This window comes from Neobacillus niacini, assembly GCF_048572935.1.
GTDB lineage: Bacteria > Bacillota > Bacilli > Bacillales > Cytobacillaceae > Neobacillus > Neobacillus niacini.
Genome location: NZ_CP183883.1, coordinates 912,569 through 929,410, shown reverse-complemented (window position 1 = coordinate 929,410; position 16,842 = coordinate 912,569). Strand labels below are relative to the sequence as shown.

At 38.3% G+C, this 16,842-nt stretch carries 16 protein-coding genes and 1 riboswitch; of the genes, 11 read left to right on the top strand and 5 right to left on the bottom strand.

Annotation, left to right across the window (positions count from 1 at the left end):
- The first annotated feature begins 2 nt into the window (after positions 1-2).
- From ACN6MT_RS04430 to ACN6MT_RS04410, 5 genes are all read left to right on the top strand, one after another.
- A complete protein-coding gene (locus ACN6MT_RS04430) occupies positions 3-719 on the top strand; it encodes an ABC transporter ATP-binding protein (RefSeq protein ID WP_419954880.1) in 717 nt (238 codons plus the stop codon).
- 144 nt (positions 720-863) lie between these two features.
- Entirely contained in the window at positions 864-1,316 is a 453-nt protein-coding gene (locus ACN6MT_RS04425) for a staygreen family protein (protein WP_419954879.1), read from the top strand.
- Between the two features lie 143 nt (positions 1,317-1,459).
- A complete protein-coding gene (locus ACN6MT_RS04420; protein WP_419954878.1) occupies positions 1,460-2,686 on the top strand; it encodes an NAD(P)/FAD-dependent oxidoreductase in 1,227 nt (408 codons plus the stop codon).
- A gap of 224 nt (positions 2,687-2,910) precedes the next feature.
- Positions 2,911-3,762, top strand: coding sequence for an alpha/beta fold hydrolase (locus ACN6MT_RS04415; RefSeq protein WP_419954877.1), 852 nt, complete (start codon positions 2,911-2,913; stop codon positions 3,760-3,762).
- Entirely contained in the window at positions 3,762-4,970 is a 1,209-nt protein-coding gene (locus tag ACN6MT_RS04410; RefSeq protein ID WP_419954876.1) for a SpoIIE family protein phosphatase, read from the top strand. The genes ACN6MT_RS04415 and ACN6MT_RS04410 overlap by 1 nt, the downstream gene beginning before the upstream one ends.
- A 68-nt stretch (positions 4,971-5,038) precedes the next feature.
- Here ACN6MT_RS04410 and ACN6MT_RS04405 read toward each other — a convergent pair whose 3' ends face one another.
- From ACN6MT_RS04405 to ACN6MT_RS04395, 3 genes are all read right to left on the bottom strand, one after another.
- Entirely contained in the window at positions 5,039-5,761 is a 723-nt protein-coding gene (locus ACN6MT_RS04405; RefSeq protein WP_419954875.1) for an amino acid ABC transporter ATP-binding protein, read from the bottom strand.
- Positions 5,758-6,420 (bottom strand): amino acid ABC transporter permease, encoded by a 663-nt coding sequence (locus ACN6MT_RS04400; protein WP_063254045.1) that lies wholly within the window; start codon positions 6,418-6,420, stop codon positions 5,758-5,760. Before ACN6MT_RS04400 ends, ACN6MT_RS04405 begins: the two co-directional genes overlap by 4 nt.
- A gap of 94 nt (positions 6,421-6,514) precedes the next feature.
- The gene (locus ACN6MT_RS04395) at positions 6,515-7,309 is read right to left on the bottom strand and encodes an ABC transporter substrate-binding protein (RefSeq protein ID WP_419954874.1); all 795 of its coding nucleotides are present in this window, start codon (positions 7,307-7,309) and stop codon (positions 6,515-6,517) included.
- A gap of 79 nt (positions 7,310-7,388) precedes the next feature.
- A riboswitch (Lysine riboswitch) is annotated at positions 7,389-7,571 on the bottom strand.
- A 181-nt stretch (positions 7,572-7,752) separates the two neighbouring features.
- Between ACN6MT_RS04395 and ACN6MT_RS04390 the strand changes: the two genes are divergently transcribed.
- Positions 7,753-9,402: a M20/M25/M40 family metallo-hydrolase gene (locus ACN6MT_RS04390; RefSeq protein WP_419954873.1), complete on the top strand. Its 1,650-nt coding sequence runs from the start codon at positions 7,753-7,755 to the stop codon at positions 9,400-9,402.
- 655 nt (positions 9,403-10,057) lie between these two features.
- Here the strand turns inward: ACN6MT_RS04390 and ACN6MT_RS04385 are convergent.
- Entirely contained in the window at positions 10,058-11,968 is a 1,911-nt protein-coding gene (locus ACN6MT_RS04385) for a PhoX family protein (RefSeq protein ID WP_419954872.1), read from the bottom strand.
- A gap of 243 nt (positions 11,969-12,211) precedes the next feature.
- Here ACN6MT_RS04385 and ACN6MT_RS04380 point away from each other — a divergent pair, with 243 nt between their 5' ends.
- Positions 12,212-14,212 (top strand): bifunctional 2',3'-cyclic-nucleotide 2'-phosphodiesterase/3'-nucleotidase, encoded by a 2,001-nt coding sequence (locus ACN6MT_RS04380; protein ID WP_419954871.1) that lies wholly within the window; start codon positions 12,212-12,214, stop codon positions 14,210-14,212.
- 234 nt (positions 14,213-14,446) lie between these two features.
- Here ACN6MT_RS04380 and ACN6MT_RS04375 read toward each other — a convergent pair whose 3' ends face one another.
- A complete protein-coding gene (locus ACN6MT_RS04375; RefSeq protein WP_419954870.1) occupies positions 14,447-15,409 on the bottom strand; it encodes a helix-turn-helix transcriptional regulator in 963 nt (320 codons plus the stop codon).
- Positions 15,410-15,527: 118 nt separating this feature from the next.
- Between ACN6MT_RS04375 and ACN6MT_RS04370 the strand changes: the two genes are divergently transcribed.
- From ACN6MT_RS04370 to ACN6MT_RS04355, 4 genes are read left to right on the top strand one after another with little or no spacing between them, the layout of a single operon-like run.
- The gene (locus tag ACN6MT_RS04370) at positions 15,528-16,007 is read left to right on the top strand and encodes a GyrI-like domain-containing protein (RefSeq protein ID WP_419954869.1); all 480 of its coding nucleotides are present in this window, start codon (positions 15,528-15,530) and stop codon (positions 16,005-16,007) included.
- Positions 16,008-16,029: 22 nt separating this feature from the next.
- A complete protein-coding gene (locus tag ACN6MT_RS04365) occupies positions 16,030-16,497 on the top strand; it encodes a phage tail protein (protein WP_419954868.1) in 468 nt (155 codons plus the stop codon).
- 50 nt (positions 16,498-16,547) lie between these two features.
- Entirely contained in the window at positions 16,548-16,712 is a 165-nt protein-coding gene (locus ACN6MT_RS04360) for a hypothetical protein (RefSeq protein WP_419954867.1), read from the top strand.
- Entirely contained in the window at positions 16,705-16,815 is a 111-nt protein-coding gene (locus tag ACN6MT_RS04355) for a hypothetical protein (protein ID WP_419954866.1), read from the top strand. Before ACN6MT_RS04360 ends, ACN6MT_RS04355 begins: the two co-directional genes overlap by 8 nt.
- Positions 16,816-16,842: the final 27 nt, after the last annotated feature.

Genomic DNA, 16,842 nt, shown 5'->3' with positions numbered 1-16,842 from the left:
CCATGGCAGTGTTAGAGTTACATCAAGTAAAGAAGAGTTTTGGAAGCGGCCATAAGAAGGTGGAAGCCTTAAAGGAAACAGATTTTCTTGCCAACCGAGGGGAATTGATTGCCATTATTGGTCCATCGGGATCTGGAAAAAGTACCTTTCTCACGATTGTAGGGGGATTATTATCACCCACCTCAGGTGATGTTATCATTAACGGGGAGAATCTAACCACTTTAAATGAAAAAGCACGCTCCCAAATCCGGCTCAGAGAAATTGGATTTGTATTACAAGCTTCGAACCTAATCCCTTTCCTCTCAGTGGCCAATCAACTGAAACTATTAGATAAAGTAAAAAAAGGTAATATGTCAAAAGTGGAGCGAAATCAACTATACGAGGACTTAGGGATTGCAGACTTACTTATGAAATATCCCTCCGACTTATCCGGGGGAGAACGCCAGCGCGTAGCTATAGCTAAAGCTCTGTATAGCAATCCCTCGATTATTTTGGCAGATGAGCCCACAGCCTCCCTTGATTCAGACCGTGCCTATGAAGTGATGGAACTATTGAAAAAAGTAACGAAGCAGAAAAAAACAACGACCATTGTCGTGACTCACGATATTCGGCTTGTCGACTATTGTGACAAAGTTTATAAAATGACAGATGGCGTTCTTTCAACAGCATTAGAGAATCATACGAGGGTACAACATATGGTATACGAGGGGAAAATCTAGAATATACCTTAATGATAAGGAATAACATGAGAAAATTAATAATGAGGTAGCTCTGATCTGTCGTGGAGCTGCCTTTATTAAGATATATAAGAAATTTACAAACGGTCAGTTTCCAATATCGTGATAAAAATGGGGGTTGATTACTTGAGTACTTTTTATCCTGAAAAACTATCTGTGGAATACGTGGACGGAGTTTCTTATACGGAACCATTCATCCCAAGGCGCTATACACTCACTCATTCTGATATAACTGGACAACTATTTTTAAATATCGGAATGAAGTATGCTTGGGAAAAAATTAACTCTATGAGAGATGAAGTTTTAGGCGAATGGAAAAGTCACGGGAGTTTTTTGTGTTTTTATGTTTATTTACACGTAGATCAAGGACAATTTACTCCATCTGTCTCAGCAAAACGCAATGAAATATTTAGACGTGAATTACCACTTGCATTAACCGCTATAAGATACGGCGATCGATTTCTATTCAACACCTATCCTCATTTAGATCAAGCACCCATCATCATTAACTTTCTGTCCGTTTATCCCCAGTTGGCAAGGCAAGAAAATTGGGGAACCTTCCAAAGTTTTACCACCTAATTTAATCCTGTACTGTTTTCATTCGAATACACAGAGCCTCCTTGTTTAAAAATGTATATAGTGACCAATCTAAATGCCGCTTTTTGCATGCATAAAATAAGGTTGGATATATTATCATTATACTTTTTAACAGGGGGATATAAATGAATTTACAATCTGGAACCTATTATTGGCCCACTACTTTTCCTGATCCTCCATCCTACTCCTCTTTGGATGAGGATTTATCTTGTGATGTATTAATTATTGGGGGTGGAAGCTCCGGGGCACAGTGCGCATATTATCTTGCTAATTCTAATTTAGATGTGGTTCTAATTGAAAAGTCAAGAATTGGAAGCGGCAGTACCAGTACGAATACAGCTCTCATTCAATACTCTGGTGAAAAGATGTTTACAGATTTGATCAACACCTTTGGAGCAGATTACATAAAAAGGCATTTACAATTACTAAAGGAAGCCATTAATGAAATAGAAACAGCCTCAAAAAATGTCAATATTGATTGTGAATTCAACAGGAGGGATACCCTATATTCCGCCAGCTGTCCAGAAGACGTTGAAAGTCTAAAAAAGGAATATGAATTTTTAAAACAGCAGAACGGTGAACTTACCTTTTTAACAAAGGAAGAGATTGAAGGAAAATATCCGTTTAGCAGGGATGCCGCTATTTACTCATACAATGATGCAGAAATTAACCCGTTCAGATTCACCCATGCACTATTGGATTACGCAGCACAAAGAGGAATCACTATATTTGAAAATACTGAAATGAACGGTCACCATTATGATGAAGAACTAGGAAGGATGATTGTTTCTACAAAGACTGGATGTTCTATACAAGCCCGTTATATCATTTTTGCAGCAGGTTATGAAGGAATGGACATCAAAAAGGAGAAAAAAGCCTCCTTTGTCAGTACCTATACGGTGACCACCAATCCAGTCGAAGATTTCTCTGAATGGTATAACAGAACTCTCATTTGGGAAACCGCTCGTCCCTATTTATTCATGCGTACAACCAGAGATAACCGGATTATCATAGGCGGACTTGATGAGAATACTACCTATCCTGAAGACCGTGATAGTAAACTGATTCACAAGAAGAATAAACTGATTGAAGAATTTAATAAAATGTTTCCCACTATTAAAGTACAGCCTGATTATTACGTATCTGCATTTTATGGAGGTACATCGGACGGCATTCCGATTATTGGTCAATATAAAGAATATCCTAATTGCTATTTTCTATTTGCCTTTGGCGATAATGGGACGGTTTACAGTCAAATGTTGGCTAAGATTATTGTGACGGAAATACTTGAAGGCAACTGTCCGGATTTAGCGCTATACTTGCAAGAACGTCCTTTGCTAAACAAGGGATGAAAAAGAATCAAATAAACCTCATTTATTTTTAGTACGGTTCACCGTGACTAATCTAATTGAGGTTTTTTTATTTGTATCTTCCTAAATACCTCATTTACTTATGATGAAGATAGTTCAATATAACACTTTTTTAAAGTGAGGTCTTAAGTACTATTAGAGAAAACCCCATTTTTTGGATATAAGTGATATGATAGATAGATATAATAATAGAAAGGAGCATCAGGATGGATCAGGACATTATATTTCGGAATAATGTGAAGATTAAAGGCAAAGGTAAACAATCAATCATTTTTGCCCCTGGCTTTGGCTGTGACCAAACTGTTTGGAAGTCAGTTGCCGAAGCTTTTGAAAAAGATTACCAAGTCATTTTATTTGATTACGTAGGTTTGGGTCGTTCAGACATACATGCGTATGATTCGAAAAGATATAGTAGTCTCCTTGGCTACGCACAAGATGTACTTGATGTTTGCACAGCCTTAGATTTAAAAGACACCGTATTTGTTGGCCACTCTGTTGGGAGCATGATTGGTATGCTGGCATCATTGAGTCATCCTGAGTACTTTTCTCATCTCGTTATGATCGGCCCTTCTCCATGCTACCTAAATGATCCTCCGAATTACTACGGCGGCTTTGAAAAAGAGGAACTTTTAGGCTTAATTGATATGATGGAGAAAAATTACATAGGTTGGGCAAATGTTTTTTCTCAGGTGGTAACCAATAATCCTGAGCTGCCAGAGGTTAAACTTCAACTGGAAGAACGATTTTGTACCACTGACCCTATTATTGCACGGGAATTTGCAGAGGCTGCTTTTTTTGCCGATAACCGCGCCGATTTAAAAAAGGTAACAGTACCAGCACTTATTTTACAGTGTTCAAATGATATTATTGCTCCATTAGCAGTAGGAGAGTATATTCATCGTCAACTTCCTAATAGTATGTTAAAAATAATGGAGGCAACTGGACATTGCCCGCATATGAGTCATCCCGAGGAGACTATTCACCTAATCACCCAATATCTGATCGAAGCCTCTGTATCTGTAGAAGGCAGCCCAGTGGGTAGAGGAGTTCCTCTTTAATGGACGAACAGTTGAATCATGCACCTTGTGGATTTCTCACCCTGTCAGAAGATGGTTTTATTTTAGAAATGAATCAAACTTTTCTCAAGATACTCAATTACAGCCATGATTCCTTAATAGGACAACATGTCAATTCTATCCTCACTGTCCCAGCCCGTCTGTTTTCACAGTTTTACTTTTTCCCGCTTATTAAACTTGAACAACGGGTAGAGGAAATGTATATTTCACTCGAGGCCGGTAACGGAGAAGAAATTCCCGTTCTTATCAACGCTCTGCTAAGGAAAGTAAATGAGAGAACAGTATTGGAATGTATTATTATACCAATGCGTAAAAGAAACGAGTTTGAAAGTGAATTGCTTTTAGCAAAAAAGGAAACCGAAGAAGCGTTAAAAGCAAAGCATAAAGCGATCACTGAATTAGAGACTACCCTTAAGAAGCTGGAAATCCAAAAACAAGAATTACTTGAACTGAACCAACAAAATCAAAACTATAAAATAGAAACACAGAAAGAGTTAGAGCTGGCTAGAATCATTCAAGAAACATCATTAACCGATCCGATTAACAATTATAAGGTTCAAATGGAAGTATTCTATAATGCCTCTGGTGAATTATCAGGTGATATCTACGGGATTTATCAAATTGACCAATATCGCTATGGAATCATTTTGCTTGATGTGATGGGCCATGGAATTTCTTCCGCTTTAATCACAATGACTCTTCATTCTCTGTTTCAAAGACTAATTTCAGCAGGAGTTCCTGTTGATCTTGTAATGAGAGAATTGGATAGCCACCTTCACAAATTGTTTCATAACAATGAGGAGGCTAGGCATTATTCTACCGCTATCTATTTATTAATCGATACAGAAAGACAAAAAATTGATTATGTAAATGCAGGCCATCCTCCTGCTATATGGCAGGATCCTAATGGAACACAATATGAATTGTCTTCTACAGCCCCGCCGCTTGGAACATTTGAGGGTGTTGTATTTAAAACAAATACCTTTACATATAAAAAGGGAGGCAGACTGCTCCTTTACACAGATGGTGTTGATCCCCTTATTTCAAACTATTTAGCTCCATTAGTAAGGAGAACAGTCTCATTACCTTTATATCAATTGAAACAGGAAATTTTACAGTGTCTAAATAATGAAAAAAACGTAGATTTTAAGAGCGATGACGAAACTTTTATTCTTGTGGACTTAAAATAGGAATTTCCTATTAAATAAAAAGATAAAAAACCTGCCTTGCATACTCCAAAGGCAGGTTTTGTTACATTCTATAATATTTGGTTTAAAAACCTTTTCGTACGTTCATGTATGGGATTGGCAAAGATATCATTGGGATGTCCTTCTTCAATAATATTTCCGTCTGCAAGCATAATGACTCTGTCCGCCACTTCTTTCGCAAATCCCATTTCATGTGTGACAATCACCATCGTCATCCCGTCACGTGCCAGATCCTTCATTACCTGCAGCACTTCACCAACAAGCTCAGGATCCAATGCTGAAGTCGGCTCATCAAATAGCATTACTTTTGGTTCCATTGCTAATGCTCTCGCAATTGCTACCCGCTGTTTTTGTCCGCCCGATAATTGTTCAGGATAGTAATTCGCTTTATCCTCTAAGCCAACTTTTTTAAGAAGAGCCATTGCTTTTGAACTTGCTGCATCCTTTGTCTCTTTTCTGACAAAAATCGGTGCTTCGATAATATTTTCTAGTACGGTTTTATGAGGGAAAAGATTGAAATGCTGAAACACCATTCCTACCTTTTCTCTAACTTTATTTAAGTTTGTTTTTGCCAGGTCTATGTTTTCAGAATCGATGATAATGTCACCGCGCTCTGCCACTTCTAAAAAATTCAGGCAGCGAAGCAGCGTACTTTTACCAGAGCCACTTGCACCGATTAGAACAACTACTTCTTTCTCATGTACACTTAAGTTTATATTTTTTAATACTTCAAGCTTCCCAAAGGATTTTGAAAGATTGCTAATTTCAATCATGCAATTACGCCCTCCTTAGGTTTGCTGACATCCATTTTCTTTTCAATACGATTCGCAACCCATGTGAAAATTAGGACGATAATCAAATAATAGACCCCTACAACAAAATACGTTTCAAAAGGCATATAGTTTTCACCTTGGACACTAAGAGCTGTGTTATATAGATCTGTTACGGCAATATAGGCAACAAGGGAAGAATCTTTTAAGCCAATAATAAACTGATTTGCTAAAGATGGAATTGCTCTTTTGAAAGCTTGCGGGAAAATAATTCTCCTCATCGCGAGAGAGTAGGGCATTCCGAGTGACCTAGCCGCTTCCATCTGTCCACGGTCAATGGATTGCACAGCTCCTCTAAAAATTTCAGCAATGTAAGCTCCAGTATGAACACCTAATGCCAGAGCTCCTGCCGTGAAGCTGTCTAGGTTCACGATATTGGCAAGTCCATAATAAAGGAACATAATTTGAACAATGAGAGGCGTTCCACGAATAATACCAATGTAGATATCCGCAATCCAATTTAGTATTTTACTAGAGGAAATCTTAAAGCCCGCGAAAATTAAGCCAATCACCATCGCAAATAATAGCGAGATTGCCGTTATGGAGATGGTCATCCAAGAAGCTTTCAAAAAAGCAATTCCATGTTCACTAAAAATACTCATGATATTTTCAATAAAAACCACAATGTGTACCTCCTTCTTTAAAAAAGCGCAAGCACCCACATTAGGTGCTTACACGAAAGTATTTTTTTCAATCTTACTTTTCCATAATGTTTGTATTAAACCATTTCATACTGATTTTTTCATACGTACCATCATCAATCATAGATTGGAGGGCTTCGTTGATTTGATCAGCAAGCTCTTTGTTTCCTTCAGCAACGGCTACACTTACACGGTCTTCATTCAATAAATCGCCAATTTCCTTAATTTTTAGGCCTTTTTCATTTTGTGCACTAACACCGACAATTTTATCCGTGATTACGGCATCTAAACGGCCAAGCTCCAAATCTTGAAGTGCGTTTACGTCTGTTGGATAGCCTTTTACTTGATCAGATAATTCTTCAGCCATATCCTTCCATGTGCTGGCTTGAATGACCCCAATCGATTTACCCTTCAAATCATCCTTTGATTGAATATCCGTATTGCCTTCCGCTACAAAGATCTGTGCACCGGATAGATAATATGGATTAGTGAAATCAACTTGCTTATCACGTTCAGGTGTAGCAGTCATACTTCCAATAATGGCATCATATTTCTTTGCCTTCAAACCTTGGATAATCGTTTCCCATTGATTCGTTACAGGGTTTGCTTCAAGTCCGATCCTCTTAGCAATTTCTGTTCCAATTTCAACATCAAATCCAGTCAATTTATCGTCTTTCTTAAAGTTTAACGGTGGATATTGTCCTGTCATCGAGAATGTTAACGCACCTTTTTTCACTAACTCATGCTTTCCCCCGTTTGCCTTTTCTGCCTTTTCCCCATCTGTCTTCTCAGTGCCGCAAGCAGATAAAATCAACATCATTGCTGCTAATAAAAATGCAAATTTTTTCATAAATATTCCCCCTTGTTAATAAAAAAACACCGTCTGGATGAATATGACGGTGTTCTGCACACCCTCATCGATTAGCACTGGTGAAGATAGTTCTCCACAATTCCAAGGAACTGTGACAGTTCTGCCCCTATTCGAGTGCAGACCCAGCTTTCTGAAAGAAGTGATTTCAGAAGCTTCGGCGATTGATCCTTTTTCCTATTTTCATAGATTTCACTGAATCTCTAATAGGATACTAATAACAAACGCGACCTCTACCCCATCTAATGCTTAAAATGAGGATTTATATTTAGTTTAACGAAGCAATTTCATTATATAAAAATATTCCCACAATTGCAATAATGTTCTTAATGGAATTTATCCCCAAATTAAAAGGCTTGACGGGCTTTATCTTCTGAGATACATTTTTTTAAAATACTAAATTACTAGAAAAGAAGGTCAAAACTATGTTGCAATGTCGTGAGGATGTACTGACATTCACGAAACAGCTCGTAAACATTGAAAGTGTCGTTAATACCAGTGGCGAAAAGGATATTGCTCAATCTTTATATTCTATGATTTCCTCTATGCCCTATTTTTCACAAAACCCCAGCCACCTTGTTTTAGAACAAACACTAAATGATGATCAAGAACGTTATAATGTTCTGGCTTTTGTGAAAGGAACAAAGGGAACTAGCAACCGTACTGTGATTTTGATGGGCCATATGGACACGGTGGGGATTGAAGATTTTACCCATTTAAAAGACCAAGCTTGCTTCCCAGATGAACTGATGGAATCACTAAAAATGGAACAGCTGCCAGCTGCTGCGAAAGAACATTTAGATTCGGGAGATTGGTTATTTGGCCGCGGCGTCCTTGATATGAAAAGCGGGGTTGCCAGTAACGTATATCTCTTAAACTATTATTCTCAGCGTCCTGAAGAATTAGAAGGAAACATTGTCCTCTTAGCGGAATGTGACGAGGAGGATAGTTCACATGGTGTTCTTTCCGCTTTGAAAACATTGAAATGCTGGAGAAGTGAACATGGTTTTGATTATGTTGCCGCGATTAATGCGGATTTCGTTTCACCAAGATATGAAGGTGATGAAAATCGTTATATCTACAAAGGGACCGTCGGAAAGCTGCTGCCATCTTTCTTTATTACGGGAGCAGAAACGCATGTGGGTTCAGCCTTTGAAGGACTCGATCCAAACTTTATTGCAGCCGAGCTGACCAGGCAAATTAATTACAATCCGGAGCTTTGTAACGAAGCGTTTGGTGAGACGACCGTGCCTCCTGTTTCGTTAAAACAAACGGATTTAAAGCCGTCTTATACCGTTCAAACTGCCTTAGCTGCTTATGTTTATTACAATTTCTTTATTCATTCCTGGTCTCCAAAGGACGTGCTTGAAAAGTTAAAGGAACAAGCTATGATTGCTTTTACCAATGCCCTGACTTCCTTCGAAGAAAGGTATAAACAATACAGCACAATAAGCGGTGAACCATATGTACCGCATTCTTGGAAACCTAAAGTGTTGACCTACGAGGAAATGGAACAATTATTGGTCGATGAGAACGGCGAAGCGTTCACGGCACATATGAGTCAATTTAAAGAAAAGCTTTTAAAAAATACGGAACTAGATACGCGCATGTTTGCCGCAAAAGTGGTAGAGGAAGCTTGGAAATGGATGAAGGATAAAAATCCAGCCATTATTCTGTTTTATTCCTCCCTGTACTCTCCACGAATTGAATTGACAGGGAAAACAACTAATGAGCTTGCTTTAATTACTTCATTGGATGAAGCAGTGGAAGAACTCCAGCCATACTATCAATATCCGATTGTAACACGCAACTTTTTCCCTTATATCTCTGATATGAGTTTTGTAGCTCTTAGTGATGACGAAGCCGGTATCAGTGCCGTATCGAACAACAATCCTGGCTGGGGCACCAAGCACTTTGTAGAATATCAAGACATTCGCGATATCAATGTACCAGTAATCAATATTGGCCCTTATGGTTTAGATGCTCACAAGAAACTTGAAAGACTGGAAATGACGTACTCATTTGAAGTAGTACCAAATCTAACACATCTCGTGATTCAAAAACTATTAAAATAATTGAACCAAAAAGCCTGTAGACTAGTCTGCAGGTTTTTTAGCTGTAAAAAAGGACATCGAACTTTTTTTAAAGTTTTGGAATTAACTACATACTTTATTGCATTTTTCAGTTTCATTCCAGACTTCCTGATTATACTGAATCCAAGAATTGAAAGGAGGAAATGGAATGAAAAAATGGATGGAATGTTGATTTTCAATGTGTTTGGAAAATAAGCGGCTAATTTCCGCTTAAATTGGGAAATAACCATATTTCCTTAAAAATAGGCGGAGTTTTTCCGCTTATTTTATCCAAATCCTTGGATATTGTCTCTTTTAAAGCAGTTAACCGGAATATCTCCGCTTATATCTGCTTCCTAAGCTTCCTCTATACAATAGTCGGAAATTCTCCGCTTATGAATTCTCAACCCTAAACCAAAATCAACAAGAATATGGATAAAACATCACCAATAGTAATGAATGTAATTAATGGGTTTGCTTATAACACCAATGTTACTCCAAGATTTGAAGAAGATGGGGTTGCTACATTAAACTAAAATAGACTACCCGTCCAAAAAAGACAGGTAGTCTATTTCCTTTTCCATTAATATTAATTAACAATTTCATTACTGAATTAGCTTCTGTTTTACCAATAATCGATGTTGTAGAATCAGTTATCTTATTTATTTTTTGGCATTTTTGTTACAGATGGCATACCAGAGATATAACCAATACCGCCTGTTTTATTAATACCAATTTGTTCGTCAACAGCTTTAAGTAGTTCTTCTTTATTAACAGCGGTAATGGACTTACCTTCTACTTCATCACCAGGATGCTGGAAATTACTGAAAATGTATGAGAAGCCATTGCGGTCATCAGCAGCAAATAATCCAGTTGCTTCCGCCACTGCTGGAACAGATAAAATACGCTCTAATTCTTTCGTATCAACATTATAAGCCCAAACGAAGTTATTTGTGTGGTTACCACTATCTTCACCAATAAAGAGTGTTCTCATTGCTTCAGAGTAGCTTAAGTTATCCGGATTCGCTACTTTATCTACATTTGCAGTATTTCCATATGCATCAGCTGCAGGGAGGTCTTCCCCTACTACCAAACCAGACATGGATGGTGCTACATACGAGCTGTTAATTGCATTTCCATTACTATCTTTTTGGCCGCCTTGCAAGTCTAATTGATAGGTTACACCAGCTTTAATTTTTGGTAATTGAATATGATCTGCTGGATCTTTACCAGTTGAATCCTTTTCCATTGCCTTACTTTGATCGGAGATGGCAACATATACCTTTTTATCCTTTTCGTTTAGTGCTAAACCTTCCATTTTGTTAAATTCAGTAGTCGCACCAAGCATGGCTGCCCAGCGGCGTGTTTCAAGGAAAGCTGCTGCCTTTTCCTTACCAGGCTTCAGTTTTAAGTACTCAACTTTACCATATGAATATTGTTTAATAGCTGTAAATCCTTCTTTAGGAACATCTGAAGTTTCAAATATATCATTGAATGTAATGCCGCTATCAATAATATCCTTCACTTCTTTATCTGTTGCATGTCCCAAATTAATCCATTGTAAATCTCCTGATCCGCCGTTTTCAGTACCTGTTTGTTTGAATGTTGCTGCATAAAGTGTACCTGCTGATAAATCTTTTGCCTTGTCAGCTACATACATAAACATACCTGTATTGCCACCGTCATCACCATAGAAAACAGTTTTATTATCAGGCATTACTTTAGCTAACTCATGAGAGAAACGTCCTGTACTGTAATGTTTTTCAACGGATGTTTTACCATTTTTACCTACTGTAATTTCAGGAGTGTAGCCATAGAAATAAGGATTAGCCTTTGCTTTATCTCCGAAATAGAATTGAGCAAATGTTTCAACTTGACTTCTTACTTTCGAAGTTGGATCTAAGAAAAGACGTGCATCTGGTTCGTACTCTTCAGAACCTAAATGTGTATTCCATGGAGATAGTGATCCGTTACATGGAATCCAAAGTCCATTTACAGCTGAAAAATCAATTTTTTCTACATTTACAGGTGTAAGTTCACCTGTTTTTTTGTCTTGTTCCACCTCAGTTAAAGACATAGATGCTGGAACTAAACCGTATGCTGATTTACCAGCAGCATCAATCGTTTGGTATTCATAGTGTGTAACCATATAAAGTTTGCCGTTAATAGGCATTAATAAGCTGTTTGAATCCGGAGCGTCAGAGACAAAGTATTCTCCGTTTGTGCCGCTTGGATCCTTAATTGGATTTCCATTTACATCAATAGGTGTACCAGCAGGAACTTTTTCACCTTTAACGGTTGCTACCTTATCTTCTGATTTAAATAGGTAGTTGTAAGTCAGTGGAAATGTTTTTACTTTTCCATTGATATATTTCACATCAACGGTTGCATTTGTATATGTTTTTACCATTTCATCAATCGTTGCAGGTGCTTGCATTCCATTAAATCTAACAGACTCTATTTTATTGTTATTTTGAGAAGCCGCAAATGCCGGTGTTACGGCTGGAATCGTAATCGCTAAAGCAAGTGCTAAGGCAGACCCCTTTTTCACAAGTTTCTTATTAATCATCTAATAAATCCTCCTAATGGATTAATAGTTTACAGTTCAATTAAACAAGATAATTGTTAAGGAAATGTTAAGTAGATGTATAGTTTTTATTATCTTACCTATTCAGGAATTTAGACCTAATTATTTACACTGAATTTACAAACTCTTAAGAATACTTCAGTCTATAGGCGCATTTAAGCATTGGAACTTCTCTTTATAATTTATATTGGTTTGAAACAAAACATTTATAAGGAGCTGTATCCATTGAAAAAACCGTTCGTTCAAGCAGGGAAAAGATTAGCAGCAGCTACTATGGCATTATCGGTCTTAGCCGCTCCCCTTTCGTATCAGTCTGTAATGGCGGCAAAGCCAGACCAGACTGGCAAACACGAGGTATCCATAAGGATTCTTGGAACGACAGATATTCACACCAATCTTTATAACTATGATTATTATAAGGATGCTGGGACGCTGGAATTTGGTCTTGCCAAAACAGCTGCCTTGATCAAAGAAGCAAGAGAGGAAGCGAAAAACACTCTCCTTTTTGACAATGGTGACTTGATTCAAGGAAACCCGCTTGGCGATTATAAAGCAAGAGTGGACAAGCTTGAGGAGGGAGAACTTCATCCAGTCTTTCAAGCAATGAAACAATTAGACTATGATGCAGCAACTGTTGGAAACCATGAGTTTAATTATGGATTAGATTTCCTTGATGAAGTATTGGACGATGCTCCAATGCCTTATGTTAGTGCCAATGTATTTAAGGATGATCACGATAACGACCCAACCAATGATGAACATTACTTCAAACCTTATACTATTTTAAAGAAGAAAGTAGTAGACAACAGAGGGAAAACGCAAGTGATCAAAGTTGGCGTAGTCGGGGCTGTCGCTCCGCAAATCACTCAGTGGGATAAGGCCCATCTTGCTGGTAAAGTAACCACGAAGGATATTGTAAAATCAGTCGAAGCACAAATCCCGAAAATGAAAAAAGAAGGCGCTGATCTAATTATTGCCTTGGCCCACACTGGAATTGGTGATGAAAAAATCAATGAGATGGAGGAAAATGCCACCTACGACCTGACAAAGGTAGAAGGCATTGACGCCATTATTTCCGGTCATAGTCATTCCACATTCCCAGGAAACTATGGAAATCTTCCGGGAGTAGATACAGAAAAAGGGACAATCAACGGAGTACCTGTTGTAATGGCAGGGAGCTGGGGAAGCCACCTTGGTGTCATTGATTTAAAAATTGCGAAAGAAAAAGGGAAATGGCTAGTTAAAGATTCTGAGTCAGAATTACGAGCTATATATGATAAAACAACGAAAACAAGCTTGGCTGAACCTGATTTCGAAGTATTAGAAGCGGTTAAAGAAGCACACGAAGAAACGATTAAGTATATCCGCCAGCCGGTGGGAACTACGACAGCAGATATTCACAGCTATTTTGCCCTTGCTCAGGATGACCCTTCCATTCAGATTGTGACAAACGCGCAAAAGTGGTATGTGGAGAAAAAAGTGAAGGGTACCTCTGATGAAAATCTGCCAATTCTTTCTGCTGGTGCACCATTTAAAGCAGGCTTCGGAGGCGACTATACGTATATTCCAGCAGGAACGATTGCGATTAAAAATGTGGCAGATCTTTATCTTTATCCAAACACGGTTGCTGCGATTAAAATTACCGGTGCGGATGTAAAAGAATGGCTTGAAATGTCCGCCGGTCAGTTTAATCAAATTGACTCAACTTCAGATAACGAGCAGCCATTAATTAATAACAGCTATCCAACCTATAACTATGACGTGATAGATGGAGTAACATATGAAATAGATGTAACTGAGCCGGCTAAGTATGACAGAAATGGCAATCTGATTCATGCTGAGGCAAATCGTATTAAAAATTTACAGTACAACGGCCGGCCAATTGACCTTGAACAGGAATTCCTTGTTGCGACAAACAACTATCGGGCAGGCGGGAATTTCCCTGGCGTAAGAAATCAAACAGCAGTCGAAATGTACCCAGATGAAAACCGCCAGGCGATCATTGATTATATTCAGGAACAACAAACCATTGACCCTTCTGCGGATGAAAACTGGACCTTTGCCCCTGTCGCAAGTGAAGTAAAGGTTGTATTTGAATCTTCTCTAAACGCACAAAATGCGATTTCACCTAAAAGCGGGATTAAATTTATCAGCGAAACTGCAACCGGCTCTGGAAAGTATTCTTTGAAACTGCCAGTCGCCGATTCTCAAATGACTTTGAAATAGCCGTGTCAAAATAACAGTATAGATTGATAAAAAAATGTACCTGAGCACAAACCATGGCCTTGGTTTGTGCTACTAATGTTAGTATGTTTAAAAATGTGGAGTCATACTATTGCTCCACATTTTCTTTTGCCTGCCCCGTTTGGTCACAGCACTCCGTATATGGAATCGGTTCGCCCCATCAAATGAACCCATCCACCACCACAGTTTTCCAAAATCGGTTTTAACTGGCACGGCTTATGGGCAATATAGAAATAATCTCTCTTGTAAACCTTCTAAGACTTCTTTTGGCACTTCCCTGACCTTAATATCCCCACCTAAGAAAAGCAGCCAACTTGTCATTTCATTCAATTCTTCTGGATTATTAACATTGATAAAAGTCTTTAGAATAGCTGTGGCTTGGTAGGGATTCGTATAGGATAATGATACTTTTAAAGGGTGGTATTTTTTAAACTGCGCAATTGCTTTTGGACCGAGTTCAAGAACAAGGTTGATAACTTCTTCCTGCTTACTCAGATTTTCTAAAATCTTTTTCTTACTTATTCTTTTTTTCGTTGGATAGGGTTTGACATCGGTGAGATTGTCGACGTGAAAGATTTGCTTCTTTTCTTCCTTTAAGTCAAAACCTTCAATCAGCCACAGGCTTTTTTCACGGTAAAGGTTCAAGAGATAAATGGGATAAGACTTTATTTCCTTCTCTTCATTAATCGTGATCCATAAATACCGATCCACAAGAAGGATATGAATGAGTTTTTCTAACATGGGATGGGGAAGGTCTGAAAGCTCAAGCAGGTCGGGATTATTTGGGTTGGTCCCTTCAAAAAGCAAGATTTGATTTAAAAGAATCAGGTCATCTTGCTGGTTTTCTGAGATGAGACCTAGTAATTTTTCAGCTAAAGACTGACGACTTTTTAGATAAGGTAGTTGTTGATTCCTTGTGGCCATAAAGGCGATAAATAGAGCTTTAATCTCATTATCGGTAAAGCGAACAGTGGGCAGGACAGAGTTGTGCATGACAAAATAACCCCCATCCCTTCCTACTTCAGCGACAAGCGGCATCCCCATGGCTTCAATTTCTTTGATATCTCTAATAGCTGTCGAACGGGAGATGTCAAATTCCCGCATAATTTCAGAAATGGTAAATTGGGCGCGATTGTTGATATACCGCATAATGGTATTAATTCGTTCAACTTTTTTCATTCAGCTGCACACTTCCTAAACAGTTTCACTTTTTGACATGATTTAAAGTTATTATAAACTCATCAAGTGGAAAGACAAATGATTTGATTCAATTTTTAAAAAAAGGAAGGTTTTGAATATGACAAATTATACTTTAGAAGAAAAAGATGAATTTACTGTATTAGGCTTTGGAACAGAACTTAAGAGCGATTACACAGATTATGCTGGCATTATGAAGGAAAAGTCAGACTTTTGGCATGCAGTCCAACAAGATGGAACACTTGATGCCTTAAAAACTGTAGCCACAAATGACTATATTTTTGTCGTGAACGAAGCGGTGAATAACAAGATGATGCATTATGCTGGCGTCATGACAGAGAAAACACTACCAGACGCAACAAGAATGATTCAATTTCCAAAAGGAGAATACATTGTTGTAAAAGGAGAAGCGGAAACGTCTGAAGAGTTAAGTAATATGCTTACTGGCATTGCCTTCGGTCAAGTTCTGCCAGAAGTAAGGGATGTCGCCTATGTTGGCGGGCCAAATGCATCAGTCGAAATGGGGAAGCGGAATGGCTTAGTGTTTGGTGAAATGTGGATTCCAGTTGTTAGGAAATAATGTTTTTTTACGGAGGATGGAAATGTCTTATATCGTTGATTTTAAAAATGTGTCTACGATTGGTTTAGAGTCTTCACCAGTTGCAGCAACACTTGCCGGTTTACGTGCCAATGAAGCCCGTTACTTTATGAACAAATACAAGCATGAATTTACGGTTGTTCCAGCTAGCGAGTCCTCCGAAGCCCTTGATTATGTGAATCGCCTTTTAAAAGAAGAACGTGATATTGAGTTCGCAGCTAAGCCTTTAGAGACATCTAGTTTTCAAGTGGAAAATATCAAATGGACCTATGTCTTTTATGAAGATGGTCTGGAAGTCAACGTCCTTTATACGATTGATGGTCCTAAACCGAAGCGAGCTGTTGGTTTTAAGCTTTCTGAGGGAATGGAGATACCAAAAGAGTTAGAAGGGAAGTTTAAGTTTGCCAGACAAAAGTCTAAATTGGCTGGAACCATTCGTGGCTCGTTTTTTGTCATTAAAGGAGAATATTAATCATAAAGCAGCACCCCTTCATTAAATTAGGGGTGCTGGTTACTGCCAGCATGAATGAAGAAGGTTCACTCAATACAACAAGCCATACCTTTACTGAAAATGGCACATTTACCTTTATTGCAACAGATCTTGCGGGAAATGTCACTGAGCTTCCAGTTACGATTTCCAATATTGACAAATTAGCACCTGACTGTCGGCCAGGACGGAATGTTTAGCCTACAACTTACCGGGGTAGTAAGTACTAACACAGATTTAATTGTAACTGCAACGGATAAAGCCAATAATGTATCCGAATTTACGGTTTCGGTTAATAAATAAGCTTCATTTGTCTCGTACCTCAAAAGA